This is a genomic window from Salinispora pacifica CNR114, assembly GCF_000514775.1.
Classification (GTDB): Bacteria; Actinomycetota; Actinomycetes; order Mycobacteriales; family Micromonosporaceae; genus Micromonospora; species Micromonospora pacifica.
The window spans coordinates 151,002-168,365 of sequence record NZ_AZWO01000005.1 but is presented as its reverse complement, the minus strand read 5'-3'; the positions used below and the strand labels follow the sequence as shown (position 1 = coordinate 168,365).

Annotated in this window: 16 protein-coding genes; 4 read left to right on the top strand and 12 right to left on the bottom strand. The window is 71.9% G+C overall.

Annotated elements, in window-relative coordinates:
• Positions 1 to 1,167 (bottom strand): signal recognition particle-docking protein FtsY, encoded by a 1,167-nt coding sequence (ftsY, locus tag B118_RS0104290; RefSeq protein ID WP_028192415.1) that lies wholly within the window; start codon positions 1,165 to 1,167, stop codon positions 1 to 3.
• Positions 1,168 to 1,310: 143 nt separating this feature from the next.
• Between ftsY and B118_RS0104285 the strand changes: the two genes are divergently transcribed.
• Both B118_RS0104285 and B118_RS0104280 read left to right on the top strand, forming a co-directional pair.
• Positions 1,311 to 3,101, top strand: a complete 1,791-nt coding sequence (locus tag B118_RS0104285) for an alkaline phosphatase D family protein (RefSeq protein WP_027657667.1) — start codon at positions 1,311 to 1,313, stop codon at positions 3,099 to 3,101.
• A 127-nt stretch (positions 3,102 to 3,228) separates the two neighbouring features.
• Complete coding sequence (locus B118_RS0104280; RefSeq protein ID WP_028192414.1) at positions 3,229 to 3,756, top strand: DinB family protein; 528 nt, start codon at positions 3,229 to 3,231, stop codon at positions 3,754 to 3,756.
• A gap of 3 nt (positions 3,757 to 3,759) precedes the next feature.
• Here the strand turns inward: B118_RS0104280 and B118_RS0104275 are convergent, their stop codons facing one another.
• The 3 genes from B118_RS0104275 to B118_RS0104265 all read right to left on the bottom strand — a co-directional run bounded on the left by B118_RS0104275 (position 3,760) and on the right by B118_RS0104265 (position 8,582).
• Positions 3,760 to 4,383, bottom strand: coding sequence for an HAD family hydrolase (locus B118_RS0104275; RefSeq protein ID WP_018220738.1), 624 nt, complete (start codon positions 4,381 to 4,383; stop codon positions 3,760 to 3,762).
• On the bottom strand, positions 4,380 to 7,976 hold the full coding sequence (gene smc / locus B118_RS0104270) for a chromosome segregation protein SMC (RefSeq protein ID WP_018220739.1): 3,597 nt from the start codon (positions 7,974 to 7,976) through the stop codon (positions 4,380 to 4,382). The genes B118_RS0104275 and smc overlap by 4 nt, the downstream gene beginning before the upstream one ends.
• A gap of 411 nt (positions 7,977 to 8,387) precedes the next feature.
• Positions 8,388 to 8,582, bottom strand: a complete 195-nt coding sequence (locus tag B118_RS0104265) for a hypothetical protein (protein WP_012181397.1) — start codon at positions 8,580 to 8,582, stop codon at positions 8,388 to 8,390.
• Between the two features lie 357 nt (positions 8,583 to 8,939).
• Here B118_RS0104265 and B118_RS0104260 point away from each other — a divergent pair, with 357 nt between their 5' ends.
• Positions 8,940 to 10,277, top strand: a complete 1,338-nt coding sequence (locus B118_RS0104260) for a CAP domain-containing protein (protein WP_027645304.1) — start codon at positions 8,940 to 8,942, stop codon at positions 10,275 to 10,277.
• 129 nt (positions 10,278 to 10,406) lie between these two features.
• Here the strand turns inward: B118_RS0104260 and mutM are convergent, their stop codons facing one another.
• From mutM to rsmD, 8 genes are all read right to left on the bottom strand, one after another.
• Positions 10,407 to 11,261 (bottom strand): bifunctional DNA-formamidopyrimidine glycosylase/DNA-(apurinic or apyrimidinic site) lyase, encoded by an 855-nt coding sequence (mutM, locus tag B118_RS0104255; protein ID WP_027645305.1) that lies wholly within the window; start codon positions 11,259 to 11,261, stop codon positions 10,407 to 10,409.
• On the bottom strand, positions 11,254 to 12,012 hold the full coding sequence (gene rnc, locus B118_RS0104250; RefSeq protein WP_018220743.1) for a ribonuclease III: 759 nt from the start codon (positions 12,010 to 12,012) through the stop codon (positions 11,254 to 11,256). Before rnc ends, mutM begins: the two co-directional genes overlap by 8 nt.
• Positions 12,009 to 13,025 (bottom strand): fatty acid synthesis plsX protein, encoded by a 1,017-nt coding sequence (locus B118_RS0104245; RefSeq protein ID WP_050563734.1) that lies wholly within the window; start codon positions 13,023 to 13,025, stop codon positions 12,009 to 12,011. Before B118_RS0104245 ends, rnc begins: the two co-directional genes overlap by 4 nt.
• A 78-nt stretch (positions 13,026 to 13,103) precedes the next feature.
• A complete protein-coding gene (gene rpmF, locus B118_RS0104240) occupies positions 13,104 to 13,277 on the bottom strand; it encodes a 50S ribosomal protein L32 (protein WP_012181392.1) in 174 nt (57 codons plus the stop codon).
• 5 nt (positions 13,278 to 13,282) lie between these two features.
• Positions 13,283 to 13,846, bottom strand: a complete 564-nt coding sequence (locus tag B118_RS0104235) for a YceD family protein (RefSeq protein WP_026185347.1) — start codon at positions 13,844 to 13,846, stop codon at positions 13,283 to 13,285.
• Between the two features lie 145 nt (positions 13,847 to 13,991).
• The gene (locus B118_RS0104230; protein ID WP_018220746.1) at positions 13,992 to 14,489 is read right to left on the bottom strand and encodes an SPFH domain-containing protein; all 498 of its coding nucleotides are present in this window, start codon (positions 14,487 to 14,489) and stop codon (positions 13,992 to 13,994) included.
• A gap of 215 nt (positions 14,490 to 14,704) precedes the next feature.
• A complete protein-coding gene (gene coaD / locus B118_RS0104225; RefSeq protein WP_018220747.1) occupies positions 14,705 to 15,193 on the bottom strand; it encodes a pantetheine-phosphate adenylyltransferase in 489 nt (162 codons plus the stop codon).
• Positions 15,190 to 15,753, bottom strand: coding sequence for a 16S rRNA (guanine(966)-N(2))-methyltransferase RsmD (gene rsmD, locus B118_RS0104220; protein ID WP_026185348.1), 564 nt, complete (start codon positions 15,751 to 15,753; stop codon positions 15,190 to 15,192). The genes coaD and rsmD overlap by 4 nt, the downstream gene beginning before the upstream one ends.
• Before the next feature lie 401 nt (positions 15,754 to 16,154).
• Here rsmD and B118_RS0104210 point away from each other — a divergent pair, with 401 nt between their 5' ends.
• Positions 16,155 to 17,324 carry a hypothetical protein gene (locus B118_RS0104210; RefSeq protein ID WP_018826356.1) on the top strand — a complete coding sequence of 390 codons (1,170 nt, stop codon included), beginning with the start codon at positions 16,155 to 16,157 and terminating at the stop codon, positions 17,322 to 17,324.
• Positions 17,325 to 17,364: the final 40 nt, after the last annotated feature.

Sequence of the window (17,364 nt, the reverse complement as noted above, 5' to 3'; positions counted from 1 at the left end):
TTACGCGTCCGACCCGGCCTCGGCGCCCAGCAACGCGTCCACGAACTGCGCGGGGTCGAACGGCGCCAGGTCGTCCTTCCCCTCGCCGAGACCGACCAGCTTCACCGGGATGCCCAGCTTGCGCTGCACGGAGATCACGATGCCGCCCTTGGCGGTGCCGTCAAGCTTGGTGAGCGCGACGCCGGTCACGTCCACCGCCTCGGTGAAGACCCGCGCCTGCTCCAGACCATTCTGGCCGGTGGTGGCGTCGAGGATCAGCAGCGTCTCGTCGATCGGGCCGTGCTTCTCCACCACCCGCTTGACCTTGCCCAGCTCATCCATCAGGCCGACCTTGTTCTGCAGCCGGCCGGCGGTGTCGACCAACACCGTGTCCACCCCGGTCTCGATCCCGCGTTTGACCGCGTCAAAGGCGACGCTGGCCGGATCGGCCCCCTCCGGGCCCCGGACGGTCTCCGCCCCGACCCGGCCGGCCCAGGTCTCCAGCTGGTCCGCGGCGGCGGCACGGAACGTGTCGGCAGCGCCGAGGATCACACTCCGGCCATCCGCCACCAGCACCCGAGCGACCTTGCCGCAGGTGGTGGTCTTCCCGGCCCCATTGACCCCCACCACCAACAGCACCGCCGGTACGCCGTCCTTCGGCGCCGTGTGCAGGGCGCGGTCCAGCTCCGGGTCGAGGGCGTTGACCAGTTCGGCGGCGAGCAGCGCCCGCAGCTCGGCGACGGTGCGGGTGCCGAGCACCCGGGTCCGCTCGCGGAGCCGGTCAACGATCTCCCGGGTGGAGTCGATGCCGACGTCCGCGGTGATCAGGCTGTCCTCGATCTCCTCCCAGGTCTCCTCGTCGAGGCGGTCCCGACTGAGCAGGCCCAACAGCCCCTTGCCGAACACGCTCTGCGAGCGGGACAGCCGGGAACGAAGCCGAACCAACCGGCCGGCGGTCGGCTCCGGGACCTCCACCGGGACCTCAACCGGGACCTCCGGCACCTGCACCGGGGGAGCCGGCGCCGGCTCGACCGGCGGTCCGGCAACGTCCTCCTCGGCGCGGGTCTCGACCTCCGTCGTCGGCAACGGGGGCTCCCGACGGCGACGCAGCTTCGGCGCCACCAGCCCGACGGTGCCGAGAATCAGCACGCCGAGCAGGGCGAGTGCGATGAGGAGGTAATCCGTCATGCCCGAAATCCTGTCAGACGCGGGCGACCGCGTCTCCACCACCGCACCCCCACCGGAGACCCGGCGGGCAATAGGCTCGTCCGCACCCCTGCTGCGCCCGCCGGCCGGACAGCAGGGACGACACGCTCCTCGGGAGGCCCACCATGCCCGCCACAGACCTGCTGGTCGGCCCGCTGCTCCGCCGGGTGGTCGGCACGCAGGCCACCATCTGGGTGGAGACCAGCGCCCCGGCGACCGTCACCGTCCGTACCGCCGACGGCGCCACCGGCACCGCACCCACCTTCTCCGCCTACCAGCACCACTACGCCCTGGTCGTGGTCTCCGGGCTGGCCCCCGGCACCGCCAGCAGCTACGAGGTACTGCTCGGAGGGGAGCTCGTCTGGCCACTGCCCGGCCCGTACCCGCCCAGCGTCATCCGTACCCGGGCCGCCGACGACCGGGACCAGCCGGTACGCCTGGTGTTCGGCTCGTGCCGGGAAGCCACCCAGCACGCCACCGGCCGCGAGCTGCCCCCGGACGCGCTCGACGCGTACGCCCGTGGGCTGGCCGCCACCCCCGACCCGGCGGACCTGCCCGACCTGCTGGTGCTCCTCGGCGACCAAGTCTATGCCGACGAGACCTCACCGACCGTACGACGGCTGCTCCGGCGGCGCCGGCGGCGGCCGGTGGGCGCGCCGGTGGACCAGGTGGTCAGCTTCGACGAGTACACCAAGCTCTACCTGGAGTCGTGGCGCGTCCCGGAGACCCGCTGGCTACTCTCCACCGTGCCGAGCGTCATGATCTTCGACGACCACGAGATCGTGGACGACTGGAACACCTCCGCCGCCTGGCGCGCCCACGCCCGCGCCCAGCCCTGGTGGGGCGAGCGCATCAGCAGCGGGCTCGCCTCCTACTGGGTCTACCAGCACCTCGGCAACCTCGCCCCGGCGGAGATCGCGGCCGACCCGCTCTACGCGAGGGTGACCGCGGCCGAGGACGCCACCGACACACTCCGCGACTTCGGTCACCAGGTCGACCAGGAGTCCGGCCTCGCGCCCGGCCCCGAACCGTGGCGGGCGAAGCGGTACCAGTGGAGCTTCGCGCTCGGAGTCGGCCGGACCCGCCTGGTCATGCTCGACAACCGGTGCAGCCGGGTGCTGGAGCCGGGCCGGCGGGCGATGCTCCCGCCGGCCGAGTGGTCCTGGCTGGTCGACCAGACCCACGGCAGCTACGACCACCTGGTGGTGGGCTCGTCCCTGCCCTGGCTGCTGCCGCCCGGCATCCACCACGTGGAGGCGTGGAACGAGGTGCTCGCCGACTCGCGCCGACGCTGGGTGGCTGACGCGGCGGAGAAGCTGCGCCGCGCTGTCGACCTCGAGCACTGGGCGGCGTTTCGTCGCTCCTTCGACGCGCTCGGCGCCCTCTTCGCCCGCATCGGTGGCGGCGCACCGGACGGGACGACCCGGCCTCGCCGTGAGTCGGGTGAGTCGGGTGAGCTGGGGCAGCCGGGTGGGACCGGGCAGCCGGGTGGTGAGCCGGGGCAGCCCGGGCAGCCGGCGGAGCGCGCCCCGGGCGCCGCGCCGGCGTCGATCAGTGTCCTCAGCGGCGACGTGCACCACTCGTACGTGGCCCGGGCCCGGTTCGCCGATCCCGCGGTGGTCACCCCGGTACACCAGCTCACCTGCTCCCCGCTGCACAACCAGGTGCCGGCCGCGATGCGGCTACCGCTGCGGCTGGGCTGGTCACCTGCCCTGGCCATCGCCGCCCGAGCGCTGTCCCGCACCGCCGGGACCGGCCGGCCGGCGCTGCGCTGGACGAAGCTGGCCGGACCGTACTTCGGCAACGCCATCGGCACGCTGCGACACGACGGGCGGACGGCCGAGGTGACGATCGCGGGCACCACCAGCGCGGGTGGGCTGCAGGAGGTGATGCGCCACCAGCTCACCAGCGGCTGACGCCCGGCCAACACCGAAGGCGGTCCCGGCTCGCCGGACGGCGCCGGGTCCGGTCCAGATGGCGCCGGCATGGGCCCTCGCCGGGGGTAGTGCGCTCGTCCCGGACCCGCTACGCGAGGATACGGCCATGATCTGGAAGGCACCTGAGATCGACCGCCGGCCCGAGCCCGACCTCGGCACGGAACGTACCCTGCTCACCGGCTGGCTCGACTACCATCGAGACACCCTGCTGCACAAGTGCGCGGGCCTGACCGTCGACCAGCTACGCACCGCGAGCGTCGCACCGTCCCCGCTCTCCCTCCTCGGTCTGGTTCGACACATGACCTACGTCGAGCGGGCCTGGTTCCGGCAGCGCTTCGCCGGGCAGGACCTGCCCGACCTGTTCGACTTCACCGCCGATCCGGACGCTGAGTTCCGGGTGGAGACCGCCGACCCGGAGGCCGACTTCGCCGCGCTCCGGGCCGAGATCGCGGCCGCCGACGCCGCCGCCGCCGGGCGCGACCTCGACGAGGAGTTCACGATGCGCCGACGGGACGGCGGCGGCGACCAGCTCAGCCTGCGCTGGGTCTACCTCCACATGATCGAGGAGTACGCCCGGCACAACGGCCACGCCGACCTGATCCGGGAACGCCTCGACGGCGTCACCGGAGACTGATCGTCAGCCGGCCGGGGCCAGGGCGGCCCGCAGGTAGCGCAGGTCGCCGGGGCCGCTCCAACGGTGCGCCGACAGGCCGGCCACCCGGGCCCCCGCGACCACCCGGTCGTCGTCGTCAACGAGCAGCACCCGCGACGGCGAGGTGCGCAGCGCCTCGCAGGCCGCCTCGAAGTACTCCTTCGCCGGCTTGTGCGTGCCGACGACCGACGAGTTGACCACCACATCCAGCTCACCCTCGAGCCCGAGGGCGGCGAGGTCGGCATCGAGTACGTCGGTGGCGTTCGTGGCGAGCCCGACCGGGACCCCGGACGCCCGGACCTCCCGGACGAACGTCAGCACCTGCGGGTCGACCTCGCCCCGGTAGCGCTGCCACTCGTGCACAGCCGCCTGAGCCTGCTGCTCCCCCACCGACGGGGCCAGCGCCGCGGCCACGCTGGCCATCCACTCGGCGTGGCTCACCCGGCCGGTCAGTACCGGCTGGAGCAGCCCCCAGGACATCGCGATCTCGTTGAGGACACCTTCGGTGAGCCCGTACGCCTGCTCGACGCCGGCGGCGACCGCCGGGTCCCAGCGGCGCAGCACCCCATCGAAGTCCACCAACAACGCCGTCGCTCGTTCCCGACTCACTCGCTATCCTCCTGCCCGCCCCCGGCTCGGTCGAGCCGCTGGCTGATTACCTGGGTAACCCCGTTTCGCATGGTCACGCCGTAGAGCGCGTCCGCGACCTCCATCGTCCGCTTCTGGTGCGTGATGACGATCAGCTGGCTCCTCTCCCGCAGCTGCGTGAGCAGTGTGAGCAGGCGACCCAGGTTCACGTCGTCGAGCGCCGCCTCCACCTCGTCCATGATGTAGAAGGGACTGGGCCGAGCCCGGAAGATCGCCACCAGCATCGCCACCGCGGTCAGCGACCGCTCCCCACCGGAGAGCAGCGACAACCGTTTGATCTTCTTGCTCGGCGGGCGGGCCTCCACCTCGACGCCGGTGGTGAGCAGGTCGTCCGGATCGGTGAGGACCAGCCGCCCCGCACCGCCGGGGAAGAGTACGCCGAAGACCTGCTCAAACTCCCGGGCGGTGTCGGCGAACGCGCTGGCGAAGACCGACAGGATCCGGTCGTCCACATCCTTGACCACGGTCAACAGGTCCCGCCGGGTGGCCTTCAGGTCCTCCAGCTGCTCGGTCAGGAACTTGTACCGCTCCTCCAGCGCCGCGAACTCCTCCAGCGCGAGGGGATTGACCTTGCCGAGCAGGGTCAATTCCCGCTCCGCCTTGGCGGCCCGCTTCTCCTGCACCGCCCGCTCGTACCCGACCGCCTCGGGCACGGGCTGGCCGTCCCGTTCGGCGGCGGCGACCTCGGCGTCGGTCGGCGGGACCGGCTGGGTCGGACCGTACTCGGCGATCAGGGTCGCCAGGTCCAGGCCGAAGTCCTCGGCCGCCTTCGCCTCCAGCTGCTCGATCCGCAGCCGTTGCTCGGCGCGGGCGACCTCGTCCCGGTGCACCTGGCCGGTGAGCCGCTCCAGCTCCGCCCCGAGGCGCTTCGCGGCGCCGCGCACCTCGGCGAGCTCGGCCTCCCGGGCCGCGCGTTGGCTGGCCACGGCGTCCCGCTGCTGCGCCGCCTGGTCGATGGAGACCTCAAGCCGGGCCAGCGCCGTGTGCGCTCCGGCGGCCACCGCCCCGGCGACCGCGGCCCCCCGGGTACGTACCGCCCGCCGCGCCGCCGCCCGCTCCCGGGCGGCCCGCTCAGCCGTGGCCTGCCGGCGGAGCGAGTCGGCCCGTCCGGCGATCGAGGAGACCCGCTCCTCGGCGGTACGCACCGCCAGCCGTACCTCCATCTCGTTCTGCCGGGCTCGGGGGAGGGCCGCGGCGAGTTCGTCGCGCTCCTCGGTGGAGGGTTCGGCGTCCACCGGTGCCTCCTCGGCCAGCCGCAGCCGCTCGGCCAGCTCGGTCAGGCTGGTGAGGTCCCGCTCGCGGGCCTCGACGGCGCGGGAGCGGGCCGCACCGAGCCGTTCGGTCTCGGCCTGCGCGGACCGGGCCGCGGCCCCCAGTTCGGCGAGGCGGCGAGCGGCGGCGTTGCGGTGCCCCTCAGCCTCCCGCTTCGCCGCGGCGGCCTGCTGCACCGCCTCCTTCGCCACCGCCACCTCGGCCCGGGCCTGCACCAGCTGCTCACGCAGCTGCGCAGCGGTCTGCTCGGCGGCAGCGCGATGGGTCCGCGCCTCCTCCACGGCGGCCTGCACCTCGATGAAGCTCGGCGCCTTGGCCGACCCGCCGGCGGCCGCGTACGCCCCGAGCACGTCCCCCTCCGGGGTCACCGCCCGCAGCTCGGAATTGTCGCCGATGACCTCGGCGGCGGTGACGAGGTCGGGGACGAGGACGACATCCCGCAGTGCCCGGTGTACGGCTGGACGAAGCTGTCCGTCGCACTCCACGAGGTCTGGCGCCCACTGGGCCCGGTCCGGCAGCTTGGGGCGCAGCGCGTCGGCTGGGCCGGTCATGCCGGGGCCGGCCGGGCTACCCACCAGCAGACCAGCGCGACCAGCATCGGAAATCTTGAGTAGGCGGATCGCTTCGGCCGCCTCGTCCACGCCGCTGACCACGACGGCGTCGGCGAGCCCGTCCAACGCAGCGGCGAGCGCAGCCTCGTGCCCGGGCGCGACGGTGAGCAGCCCGGAGAGGCCGCCGAGCAGCCCCGGCACCTCACCCGCCCGAGCCAGCAGGGCGCCCGCGCCATCCTTACGGCGCAGGCCCAGGGCGAGCGCCTCCTCGCGGGCCTTCCAGGTGGCGGCTTCCTTCTCCGCGGACCGCTCGGCGTCGCTGCACGACCGCACCCCCGCCTGTGCCTGCTCCTGGACGGCGACCGCCTCCGCGTGGCGGGCGTCCAGGCCGGCGTTGTCCCGATCGGCCTCGGTGGACTGCTCCGCCACGGCGTCCAGCTCGGCCTGGGCCCGTTCCGCCCGAGCCGAAGCGTCGGCGTGCGCGGTGCTGAGGCGCTCGATCTCCTCACCGGCGGTGGCCGTGCGGGCACGGGCGGAGTTGACCTGCCCCGCCAGCCGGGCCAGCCCCTCCCGCCGGTCGGCGATGGCCTTCGCCGCCGTCACCAGCGCCCGCTCGGCGGCGGCGAGCTGCTGCTCCAACTCCTGGCGGTGCTCCACCGCCTCGGCCAGCCGCACCTGGTCGTCGGTGAGCGCCGCGCGGAGCTCCTCCTCCTGCTCGCGGACGTGCTCCGCCTCCACCTCGAGCTGGTCCGGGTCCCGACCCGGCCGCTCATCGTCCGGCGTGGCGCTCAGGTGGCGCCGCCGCTCCCGGGCCAGCTGCTCCATCGACCGGAATCGCTCCTGCAGCGCCGAGAGCCGGTACCAGGTGTCCTGGGCGGCGGCGAGCAGTGGGGCGTCCTCGGCGAGCGCCGCCTCCAGCTCGCCGAGGCGGGCCTGCACCTCGGCATGCTCGGCCTCTGTTCGCTCGCGCCGCTCGCGCAGCGCGGTCTCGTCCGCGATCTCCTTGGCCAGGGTGCTGCGTAGGGTGGCGAGGTCGTCGGCGAGCAGTCGGAGCCGGGAGTCCCGCAGGTTCGCCTGGATAACCGCGGCCCGGCGGGCCACCTCGGCCTGCCGGCCGAGTGGCTTGAGCTGGCGGCGCAGTTCGGCGGTGAGGTCGGTGAGCCGGTTCAGGTTGGTCTGCATCGCGTCGAGCTTCCGCAGCGCCTTCTCCTTGCGCTTGCGGTGTTTGAGGACGCCGGCCGCCTCCTCGATGAAGGCCCGCCGGTCTTCCGGTTTGGCGTGCAGCATGCCGTCGAGCCGCCCCTGGCCGACGATGATGTGCATCTCCCGGCCGATACCGGAGTCGCTGAGCAGCTCCTGAATGTCGAGCAGCCGACAGGAGTCACCGTTGATCTCGTACTCGCTCTCACCGGAGCGGAACATCCGGCGGGTGATCGAAACCTCGGTGTACTCGATGGGCAGCGCGCCGTCGGTGTTGTCGATGGTGAGGGTCACCTCGGCCCGGCCCAGCGGCGCCCGCCCGGCGGTGCCGGCGAAGATGACATCTTCCATCTTGCCGCCCCGCAGTGCCTTCGCGCCCTGCTCGCCGAGGACCCAGGCGATAGCGTCGACAACGTTTGACTTGCCGGAGCCGTTCGGACCCACCACGCAGGTGATGCCCGGCTCCAACTTCAGCGTCGTCGCTGAGGCGAAGGACTTGAAGCCCTTGACCGTCAGGCTCTTGAGATACACCTTCTCGATCCTCGTCCGGTGGCCGCCGTACCGTCGCCCGGCCGCGCGGACCTGGTGAACCCGCAGACTAACCCGCTGTCGGCAGCCACCGCGCACGCGACCCGCCTGCGGCGCGACCGCCGGGCAGCTCCGATTCAGGTTTCCGCCCGAGTCGAGCAGGACGCACGGTGACTCGGGGCCCTGATGCGGCTCCCCTGGCACCGAATCAGGTGCCGGACCGCACAGGTGACGGGAGCCACAGGTGCCGGGAGCCACAGTTGCCGGGGGCACCAGCGCTGACGTACCCAGCTGGCGATGCGCACCGGGTGACGGGCTACACAGAACCGCGCGCCGGCACGGTCGTGTCGGCGCGCTTCTTACCTGGTGCGATTCGGTTTTCTACGGACTGCGGACCAGTGCGGACCTGGTGGATCAGGTCAGCGCGGGCTCAGCGAGACGGAGTAGGTCATCCGCCTCGGCCGCCGCTGCCGCGAGCCGATCGTTCTCGGCACGCAACCGCGTGATCTCGAACTCCAGTGCCTGAACCGTGGCACGCAGTCGGGTGACCTCGTCGAGCAGGCGCCGATCGGGCGCCGCACCTACGTGGCCGTACAGGGCCTTCGCCATGTTGACTCCTTGATATGCGCTGCCGGAAGAGCCGGCCAACGCGCGCCCAGTTAGTACGCGACTGTCAATCCAGCAAATTCTGGGCATGACCGGGCGCGACTGGCGACACCTACATATTGAGCTGACACCCCCTCCTTCGTCAAGTTGCTACAGGCCGTGACCATCTCCACGTCGACCTGTCCACCTAACGGGGGCTGCCTCTCGGCGCGGACATGCGCTGTCCGGACCACTTAACTGTACGCACTACTTCCGCCAACTCCCCACCCCGCGAGTCCGGGTTCCCCTTAACTCTTTCTTAGCCACGTTGCCGCAGGCAGCGGCTGCGACGTAGCGTCGCCCCGGCCCGCACCTCAACCCGTGGAGGCGACCGTCGTGTACGGCTGGAACGACCCGAGGAACCCGGACGGTAGTCGTCGGCAACCAGAACCGCCGGCTGACCAACCAGCGTGGCCGACGGACCGCCCGGAGCCACGCTCTGCCTACCTGTTCGGTGACGAGCCGGACAACCCCTCCGGCGGCTGGGAGCAGCCCACCGACCGATGGGACCGGCCCGCCAACGAGTGGGACAAGCAGCAGCCGACCGCGCGCTGGGGGCCCGACTCCGAGCCCGCCCGGGGCTGGGGAGCCGGGGAGCAGCCGCGCCACGGACGCTCCGGTGACCCCTACCAGGAGCAGCCCACGCGGGGCTGGGAAGCCACCCCGAACCGGCAGCACGGAGAGCCCACCCAGAGCTGGCAGCCCGACCGGTCGGGCGACTGGCGGGTCGCGGGCCGGCCGGACGAATCCACCGGCGGCCGGCACGGCGCGGCCACCCCCGCCGGGCAGCCCGAACCCACCGGCCAGTGGCCGCCCCCGAAGCCGACCGGCTGGTACGCCGACGAACCGACGACCAGCATGCCGCCCGTCGTGGAAGCCGCTGCACCAACCGGTGAGCTGGCGGCCGACGAGGATCGGCCCGGCCGGCGGAACCGGCGACCGCTGCTCATCGGCGGAGCTGCGGCGGCAGCCACACTGGTGGTGAGCCTCGGGGTCGGCGCCGCCGCCCTCTCTGGTGGTGGTGGGGCCAGCCCCACCTCGGCCATCGACGACATCGTGGCGACCAGCCCGACCGCGGAGGGTGGATTCCCCGACACATCACCGACCTCCGCCAGCCCCAGCGCCACACCGACCACGGCGTCGCCCACGCCGTCGCCGTCGGTCAGCCCCAGTCGTAAGCCGAGCCCGACGGCGTCGCGCTCCACCGCCACCTCCCAGCCCGCCCCGACCCGTAGCACCGCGCCCCCCAACACCACCAAGCCCGCCAACGGCGACGTCGGCAAAGACGCCGCCGAGGTGGTGCGCCTGGCCAACGTTGAGCGCGCGAAAGCCGGCTGCGGGGCGTTGGGCATCGACGACAAGCTGATGACCGCCGCCCAGCGACACAGCCAGGACCAGGCCGACAACAAGAAGATGACACACACAGGCAGCAACGGCAGTAGCCTCGGCGACCGCGTCAACAATGTCAGCTACCAGTGGAGCTCCATCGGGGAGAACGTCGCCTGGAACCAGCAGTCGCCGGCGGCGGTGATGAAGGCCTGGATGAACAGCCCCGGCCACCGGGCGAACATCCTGAACTGCTCCTTCACCGAAATCGGGGTCGGCATCGCGAACAGCAACGGACCCTACTGGACGCAGGTCTTCGCCGCGCCCCGTTGACCACGGGTCGTCGTCCGCGTCATCCACCACCTGGGTGCCCGGTTGGGCAGCGCCGAACGGCGTGCCTCAACCGGGCGCCTTCGGTTCAGCCGCGCGGCGGCTGGGGAGGCAACCGCGACGGCGCGGCGTTCAGGATGCCGGCCCACGCGGCCGCGGCTGGCAGCGCGGGCAGCTGAACGACGAGCGGTTCATGAACGCCTCACGGCGCACCGGCGCACCGCACCGCCGGCATGGCTGGTCCGCCCGCCCGTATACGTTCAGCGCCCGGTCGAAGTAACCACTCTCGCCGTTGACATTGACGTACAGGGCGTCGAAGCTCGTTCCGCCCTCCTTGATCGCCTCGCCGAGCACGTCCCGGACGTGCCCGAGTAGGCGCAGTGCGGCCGGGCCGGTCAGCCCGTCGGCGGGCCGGGCGCCGTGCAACCGAGCCCGCCAGAGCGCCTCGTCGGCGTAGATGTTGCCCACGCCGGAGAGCAGCGTCTGATCCAGCAGCGCCCGCTTGATCTCGGAGCGGCGACGGCGTAGCGCCGCGACGAAGGTGGCGTCGGAGAACTCCGGGTCCAGCGGGTCCCGGGCGATGTGCGCGATCTCCGCGGGTAGTTCCGCGCCCCCGGCGCTGACCGACAAGCCGCCGAACGTTCGCTGGTCGACGAAGCGCAACTCGGGTCCGTCATCCGCGAACCGAAACCGGACCCGAAGGTGGGTTTCGTCCGGCACCGCAGCGGGCTGCAGGAGCAGTTGCCCCGACATACCGAGGTGCCCGATCACCGCATCGCCGCTGTCCAGCGGTAGCCACAGGTACTTTCCGCGCCGCCGCACGTCCCGGACCGTCGTCCCGACGAGCACATCGGCGAAGTGGGCGACACCCGCAGCGTGTCGGCGTACCGCCCGCGGGTGCAGCACCCGCACCTCGGCGATCCGCCGGCCGATCACCCACTGCGCCAGCCCCTGCCGGACGGTCTCGACCTCCGGCAGCTCAGGCACTGCCGGCTGCCCCGCTGCCGGCGCTGGCCGGTTCTTGCCCCGCCTGCTCGGTCAGCGTCCGCCAGGCCGCTTCGGCGGCCCGCTGCTCGGCTTCCTTCTTGCTCCGCCCCTCCGCGCCGCCGTACCGCCGGCCCGCCACCACCACCCAGGCGGTGAAGGTCTTCAGGTGGTCCGGCCCCGTGCCCTCGATTCGGTACTCGGGGACGCCCAACCCCTGCGCGGCGGTCAGCTCCTGCAGGCTGGTCTTCCAGTCCAACGCCGCGCCGCGCCCGGCCGACTCGGCCATCAACGGGTCGAAGAGCCGGTGGATGACGCTCGCCACGGTCTCCAGGCCGCTCTCGAGATAGATCGCACCGAGCAGCGCCTCCAGCGTGTCGGCGAGGATGCTCGCCTTGTCCCGCCCGCCGGTGCTCTCCTCCCCCTTGCCGAGCAGCAGATACGGGCCGAGGCCGGTGGGTCCCAAACCGCGGGCCACCTCGGCGAGGGCCCGCATGTTGACCACGCTGGCCCGCAGCTTTGCCAGCTGCCCCTCGGGCAGGTCGGGGTGGTTGTGGAACAACGCGGTCGTGATCACCACGCCGAGCACCGAGTCGCCGAGAAACTCCAGCCGCTCGTTGGTGGGCAGACCGCCGTTCTCGTACGCGTACGAACGGTGGGTCAACGCCCGCTCCAGCAACTCCGGGTCCAGCGCCACGCCGAACGCCGCCTCCAGGTGTCCGACGGCCGGTCGCCGACGCTTGTCGATGCTCATGATGTGCGTACCTCGGTGTCGGTGATGCGGTCGTAGCGGTCCGTGGGAGCTTCCGTGCCGAGATCGGAGAGAAGCGCACGGACCTGGTCGGTGGCCTCACGCCGGGCCAGGTGGGCTGCCAACGCGATACCCGAGGCGATGTCCCCTCCGTGGGCAGCACCATGGCACACCACCACCGTGCCAGCGACGCCGAGCAGGGCGGCGGCCCGGGGAGCCCGGCCGCCAGCCGGTGGGCCACCGGTCAACGCGTACGCGCCCTCGATCGCCTTGAGCAGCACGTTACCGGTGAATCCGTCGGTGACCACCACATCGGCGCGCGCGCCGGACGCGACGTCGTATCCCTCGACCAAGCCGATATAGCGGGCGGCGCACGGCAGCAGCGCCGTGGCGAGGGCGGGATCGGCCAGGCGTCGCGCGCGATCGCCCTTGCCGGGCTCGGTGCCGATCGAGAGCAACCCGACCCGCGGTGACTCAAGCGCATGCGTGACGACGGCGTACGCGGCACCGAGCGCCGCGTGCCGGGCGAGGGTAGCCGGACGGGGCTCCAACGAGCCGCCGACGTCCAGGAGGACCACCGGACCGTTGACCCCGGGCAGGGTGGCGGCCAGGGCTGGCTGCCGGACGTCGGGCCAGCGGCCGAGCCCGAGCGCAGCAGCGGTGACGGTGGCCCCGGTCGAACCAGCGGAGACGAGCGCGTCGGCGGCGCCGTCCCGGACAGCGTCCACCGCGGCGCCAACGGTGGAGTTGGCGCGGGCGGTGGTGTGGTCTCCCCGCTCAGCGGGGCAAGTCGTGATCCGGACGCGCTGCGCCGGATCGAGGGTGGCGGTCAGCTCGCCGACGGCCTCGGGCGGGCCGACGAGCAGAACGTGTAGGTCGGGGTCGGCACGGACGGCCCGCAGAACGCCGTCAACCACGACGGCGGGAGCGTCGTCCCCGCCGAGGAGGTCGACGGCGATCCGCACGATGCCCGGCTCCGCCGGGACCTCGACCGGAACAGGCCAGCCGGTGGCGATGGGAGCCGGGGCATCGGGCGCGCGCCGGGGCGCACGCGCCGCCCGACCAGAGGTCGGGGGCGTCACTCGTCGTCCAGGTCAGACCTCAAGGACCTGGCGGCCGTTGTAGGTGCCGCAGACGGAGCAGGCGGCGTGCGGCAGCTTGGCCGACTTGCACTGCGGGCAGGCCACGGTCGCAACCGCCGCGGTCTTCCACTGCGCCCGACGGGACCGGGTGTTGCTGCGCGACATCTTGCGCTTGGGGACGGCCACGGTTCTTACTCCTCTTTACGGGTCAGTTGCGACAGGGCCGCCCAACGCGGGTCGACCTGCTGGTGGCTGTGATCGGCCGGCAGCTCAGCCCAGCCCACCCCGCAGTCGGGGCAGAGGCCTGGGCAGTCCTCCCGGCAGAGCGGGTTGGTCGGCAGCGTCAACACCACCGCGTCCCGCAGCACCGGCTCCAGGTCGATCAGATCGCCCTGCATCCGGCCCACCTCGTCCTCGTCGGCCGTCATGTCCGTGGTGCTGTTCTCGTACGCGTACAGCTCCTGGACCGGGACGGCCGCGACGTCGTCGATCTCGCGCAGGCAGCGGCTGCACTCGCCCCTGATGGGAACACTGATGGTCCCGGAGACGAGCACCCCCTCGGATACCGACTCCAACCTCAGGTCGAGGTCGAGATCAGCACCGGCCGGCACGCCGATCAACTCCACGCCGAGGTCCGCCGGTGCCGCCGCCACCCGCCGGACCGTACGCAACGCGCCAGGTCGACGCGGCAGGTCTCTCGTGTCGAGGACCAGCGGCGACCTGGGGTCGAGTGGTGCAGGCGTGTGCTTGGGCATAGTTAGACTCCGGCCGGTGGGAGGGCCGACACCCGAGATTACCTGGGTGGTCGCCGCAACGTCGAACCGGGGGCGTTTCCACCCCACGGCGGCGGCGTACCGCGCCCGTTCGGCAGGGCTCAACCCGCGGTCCTGGCCGCCGGCCCTAGAAGTTCAACGGCCGCTCGGCCTCTTCTCCGCTGAACGTACCGATCTCCCGGAGGGCGTGCATCTTGTCCCGACCCCGCTCGATCGAGGCGAGGGCGCGGGTGAGGAACTGCTCGAAGTTGGCGAGCGCGGTGTCGACGTAGTCGTCCACCTCGTCCCGGAGTCGCTGCGCCTCGGCCCGCGCCTCGGCGACGATCCGCGCCCCCTCGTGCTCGGCCGAGACGGTGATCTCGTTCATCGACACGAGTCGGGCGTGCTCCGTCTCCCCCTCGGCGATGATCCGGTCAGCCTCCCGCTTCCCGGCCTCCATGATCTTGTCGCGCTCATCGAGCAGCGCGGCGGCCCGACGCAGGTCCGCGGGTAACTCGGCACGCAGTTCGTCGAGGACAGCGATCATCTCGCCCCGGTCGAACATGCAGTTGTTGCGGGACATGGGCACGGAGCGGGCCTGCTCCACCATGGTGATCAGTTCGTCGATTCGATCGAGCGGGTCCACTGGTACCTCACTCCTGTTGTTCGTCGGCCGATCTCAATGATGCGGGTTGAACCCGGATTCGGCGCCCCCACACATGATGCGCTGTGCCATCCACCGGCGCACCATGCCCCCTCCCGGCGCGTCGCCGGGAGGGGGCGCATGGTGCGGCGGACCGGGACCGAGACGCCGTCCCCTGAACCGGGACACCAACGACGAACCGAGACGCCGACCGTGGGTCAGGGACGCGACGGCGGGTCGAGGCGGGCCAGCAGGGCTTCGCGAACCACCTCCGGCACGTGGGCGGAGATGTCACCACCCCACTTCGCCACATCCTTGACCAGGCTCGAGGAGAGGAACGAGTAGAGCGGGTTGGTCGGCATGAAGAGCGTCTCGACGCCGGCCAGGCCGATGTTCATCTGGGCCATCTGCAACTCGTAGTCGAAGTCACTGACCGCCCGGAGCCCCTTGATCAGGACACTGGCCTGCTGGGCGTGACAGAAGTCCACCAACAGGCCGCGGAACGACTCCACCCGAACGTTGCCGTACGACGAGATCGCCTCGCGGAGCATGTCGATGCGCTCGTCAACGGTGAACAGACCGGTCTTCGACTGGTTGATCAGCACTCCGACGATCACTTCATCGAAGAGCCGACTGGCCCGGCCGATGATGTCGAGATGACCGTTGGTGACCGGGTCGAACGAGCCGGGACAGACCGCACGCCTCATGATCGGCGACCGTACCAAAGGATGGTTTCGCCGTATCGCCGGCTGCGCTCGCCGGTGACACCTGGCGCCCAGCCGACCGGGCCGCTGCGACTCGACCGCTCCACCACGACCAGGGCATCGGGCGCCAACCAGCCGTTCCCCAGGAGCGCGGCGAGCATGACGGAAACCTCCTCGTCCGACACCGAGTAGGGCGGGTCGGCGAAGACCACGTCATACGGGCCGTCTTCGGGGCCGGCCGCGAGCACGGTGGCCACCTTCCCCGCGACCAGGCGGGCAGCCGCACCGGCCCGCAGGGCGGCCATGTTCTCCCGGATCGTCCGGGCGGCCCGCGGGTTCGACTCGACCAACAGCACGTGCGCGGCGCCCCGGGAGAGCGCCTCCAGCCCCACCGCCCCGGACCCGGCGTACAGGTCGGCGAATCGGACCCCCTCCAGGTCGTCGGCCGCCGCAACGGCGCTGAACAGGGCCTCCCGGACCCGGTCAGAGGTGGGCCGCGTGCCGGCGCCGGGCGGGGTGGCGATGCGGCGTCCACCGAGCGCGCCCGCCACGATGCGCGTCAACGCCTACTCCTGGTCATGGACATGGTCATGGTCCGACGCTACGTCACTCGCCCCGGCCGACCTTGGCCGGATCGTAATCCGGCTGCCCCTCGGTGTGGGCGGCCACGACCGCGTGGACCGCCCAACGACCCCGTAACCGCCAGAAAGACCGATACGACACATCGGACGGTCACCAATCAGCGACCCTCCGCACATCAATGATCACGAATCAGCAACATCCTGGGGGGACGCCCATCCCAGCCCACGAGATCGATGGGAAGTCAGTACAGTCACCCACTGTGCCCGCCCCGTGGGTGCACAGTCCGTGTCGAGCGAGCGCCGTGAGCTCGCGGTCCACGTCAGCGTCACCGCTACCTCCCGTCCGCCTGGCACGTCGTCCGACCCCTCTATCAGGAGCAGACGTGAACCGTCTCCACGCCCTATTCCGACGTGCCGGCGTCATCGCCGCCGGCGCGCTGCTCGGCCTCACCGGGGTAGCGCTCGTCGCCACCCCCGCCAGCGCCCACCACAGCAGCGTCACGGGCTCGGCCGAGTGCGACACCGCCACCGGCGAGTGGGTTGTCACCTGGAACGTCGAAAGCGCATCCACCCCGAAGAACGTCGAGAAGTTCAAGCTGGTCGAGGTGGTGGCCAAGACCTACGTCGGGCGGAAGGCCACCGACGTCACCATCCCCGAACTCGCCGTCACCGACGAGTACCCGCACTCGATCAACGACACGCTGACCGCCTCCCTGCGGGTGGACCGCAACGTCACCAAGGCGTCGCTGGCCGTCCGGGTCGAATGGGACAACGGTTTCAAGGAGCGCCGGCTGCGCCCGGCCACGGTCAAGATCTGCGGCACCTGTAAGCCGCCGACTCCGACGCCGACGCCGACCACTCCGACGCCGACGCCCTCCGACCCGCCCACGTCAGGGACTCCCAAGCCGACGGCGAGCATCCAGGCTGACTGCGAGGGCGTCGTCCACGTCACGCTCAACAACGCCGCCGACGCGACCGCCGCGGCGGAGTTCACTGTTACGGCGGTGGGCGGCGAGCAGGAGGCGAGCGTCAAGCCTGGCGAGAGCGCAACAATCCAGATTCCCGCGGAGCAGGCGACCGAAATCCTGGTGCGGGAAGAGGGCACCGATGAGGTGCTCTTCAAGGGCGCCCCGGAGCCGGCCGACGACTGCGTCGAGCCGGGCGAGCCGACCGGCGCCTACAAGTCCACCTGCGACGAGCTGATCTTCGAGATCGACAACCCCGAGGACGGCAAGACCGTCACCGCGACCTTCACCCCGAACAAGGGCGAGCCGCAGACGCTGACCGTCGAGCCGGGCATGAGCGGCACCGTGTCCTTCCCGGCCGAGGAGGGCCTGACCGTCACGCCGAGCGGCGAGGGCATCGAGAACCCCGAGCCGGTCGCCTGGGAGAAGCCCGAGGACTGCACCCCCGGTGAGGGCGGCGGCGACCCGGGCCTGCCCGTGACCGGTGCCGCGGCTGGCGGCATCGCCGCCGGCGCCGCCGTACTGCTGGCCATCGGTGGCGGCCTGTTCGTCATGGCCCGTCGTCGCAAGCTCCGGTTCACCGCCTGAGCTGAGGGTTACTGACCGCTGAGGGCGGGCCGACCAGTTG

What these genes read in the sequence shown, in the direction of transcription:
- ftsY (WP_028192415.1), bottom strand. Translation starts at nt 1,167, where the DNA reads ATGACGGATTACCTCCTCATCGCACTCGCCCTGCTCGGCGTGCTGATT.
- B118_RS0104285 (WP_027657667.1), top strand. Translation starts at nt 1,311, where the DNA reads ATGCCCGCCACAGACCTGCTGGTCGGCCCGCTGCTCCGCCGGGTGGTC.
- B118_RS0104280 (WP_028192414.1), top strand. Translation starts at nt 3,229, where the DNA reads ATGATCTGGAAGGCACCTGAGATCGACCGCCGGCCCGAGCCCGACCTC.
- B118_RS0104265 (WP_012181397.1), bottom strand. Translation starts at nt 8,582, where the DNA reads ATGGCGAAGGCCCTGTACGGCCACGTAGGTGCGGCGCCCGATCGGCGC.
- rnc (WP_018220743.1), bottom strand. Translation starts at nt 12,012, where the DNA reads ATGAGCATCGACAAGCGTCGGCGACCGGCCGTCGGACACCTGGAGGCG.
- B118_RS0104235 (WP_026185347.1), bottom strand. Translation starts at nt 13,846, where the DNA reads ATGCCCAAGCACACGCCTGCACCACTCGACCCCAGGTCGCCGCTGGTC.
- coaD (WP_018220747.1), bottom strand. Translation starts at nt 15,193, where the DNA reads ATGAGGCGTGCGGTCTGTCCCGGCTCGTTCGACCCGGTCACCAACGGT.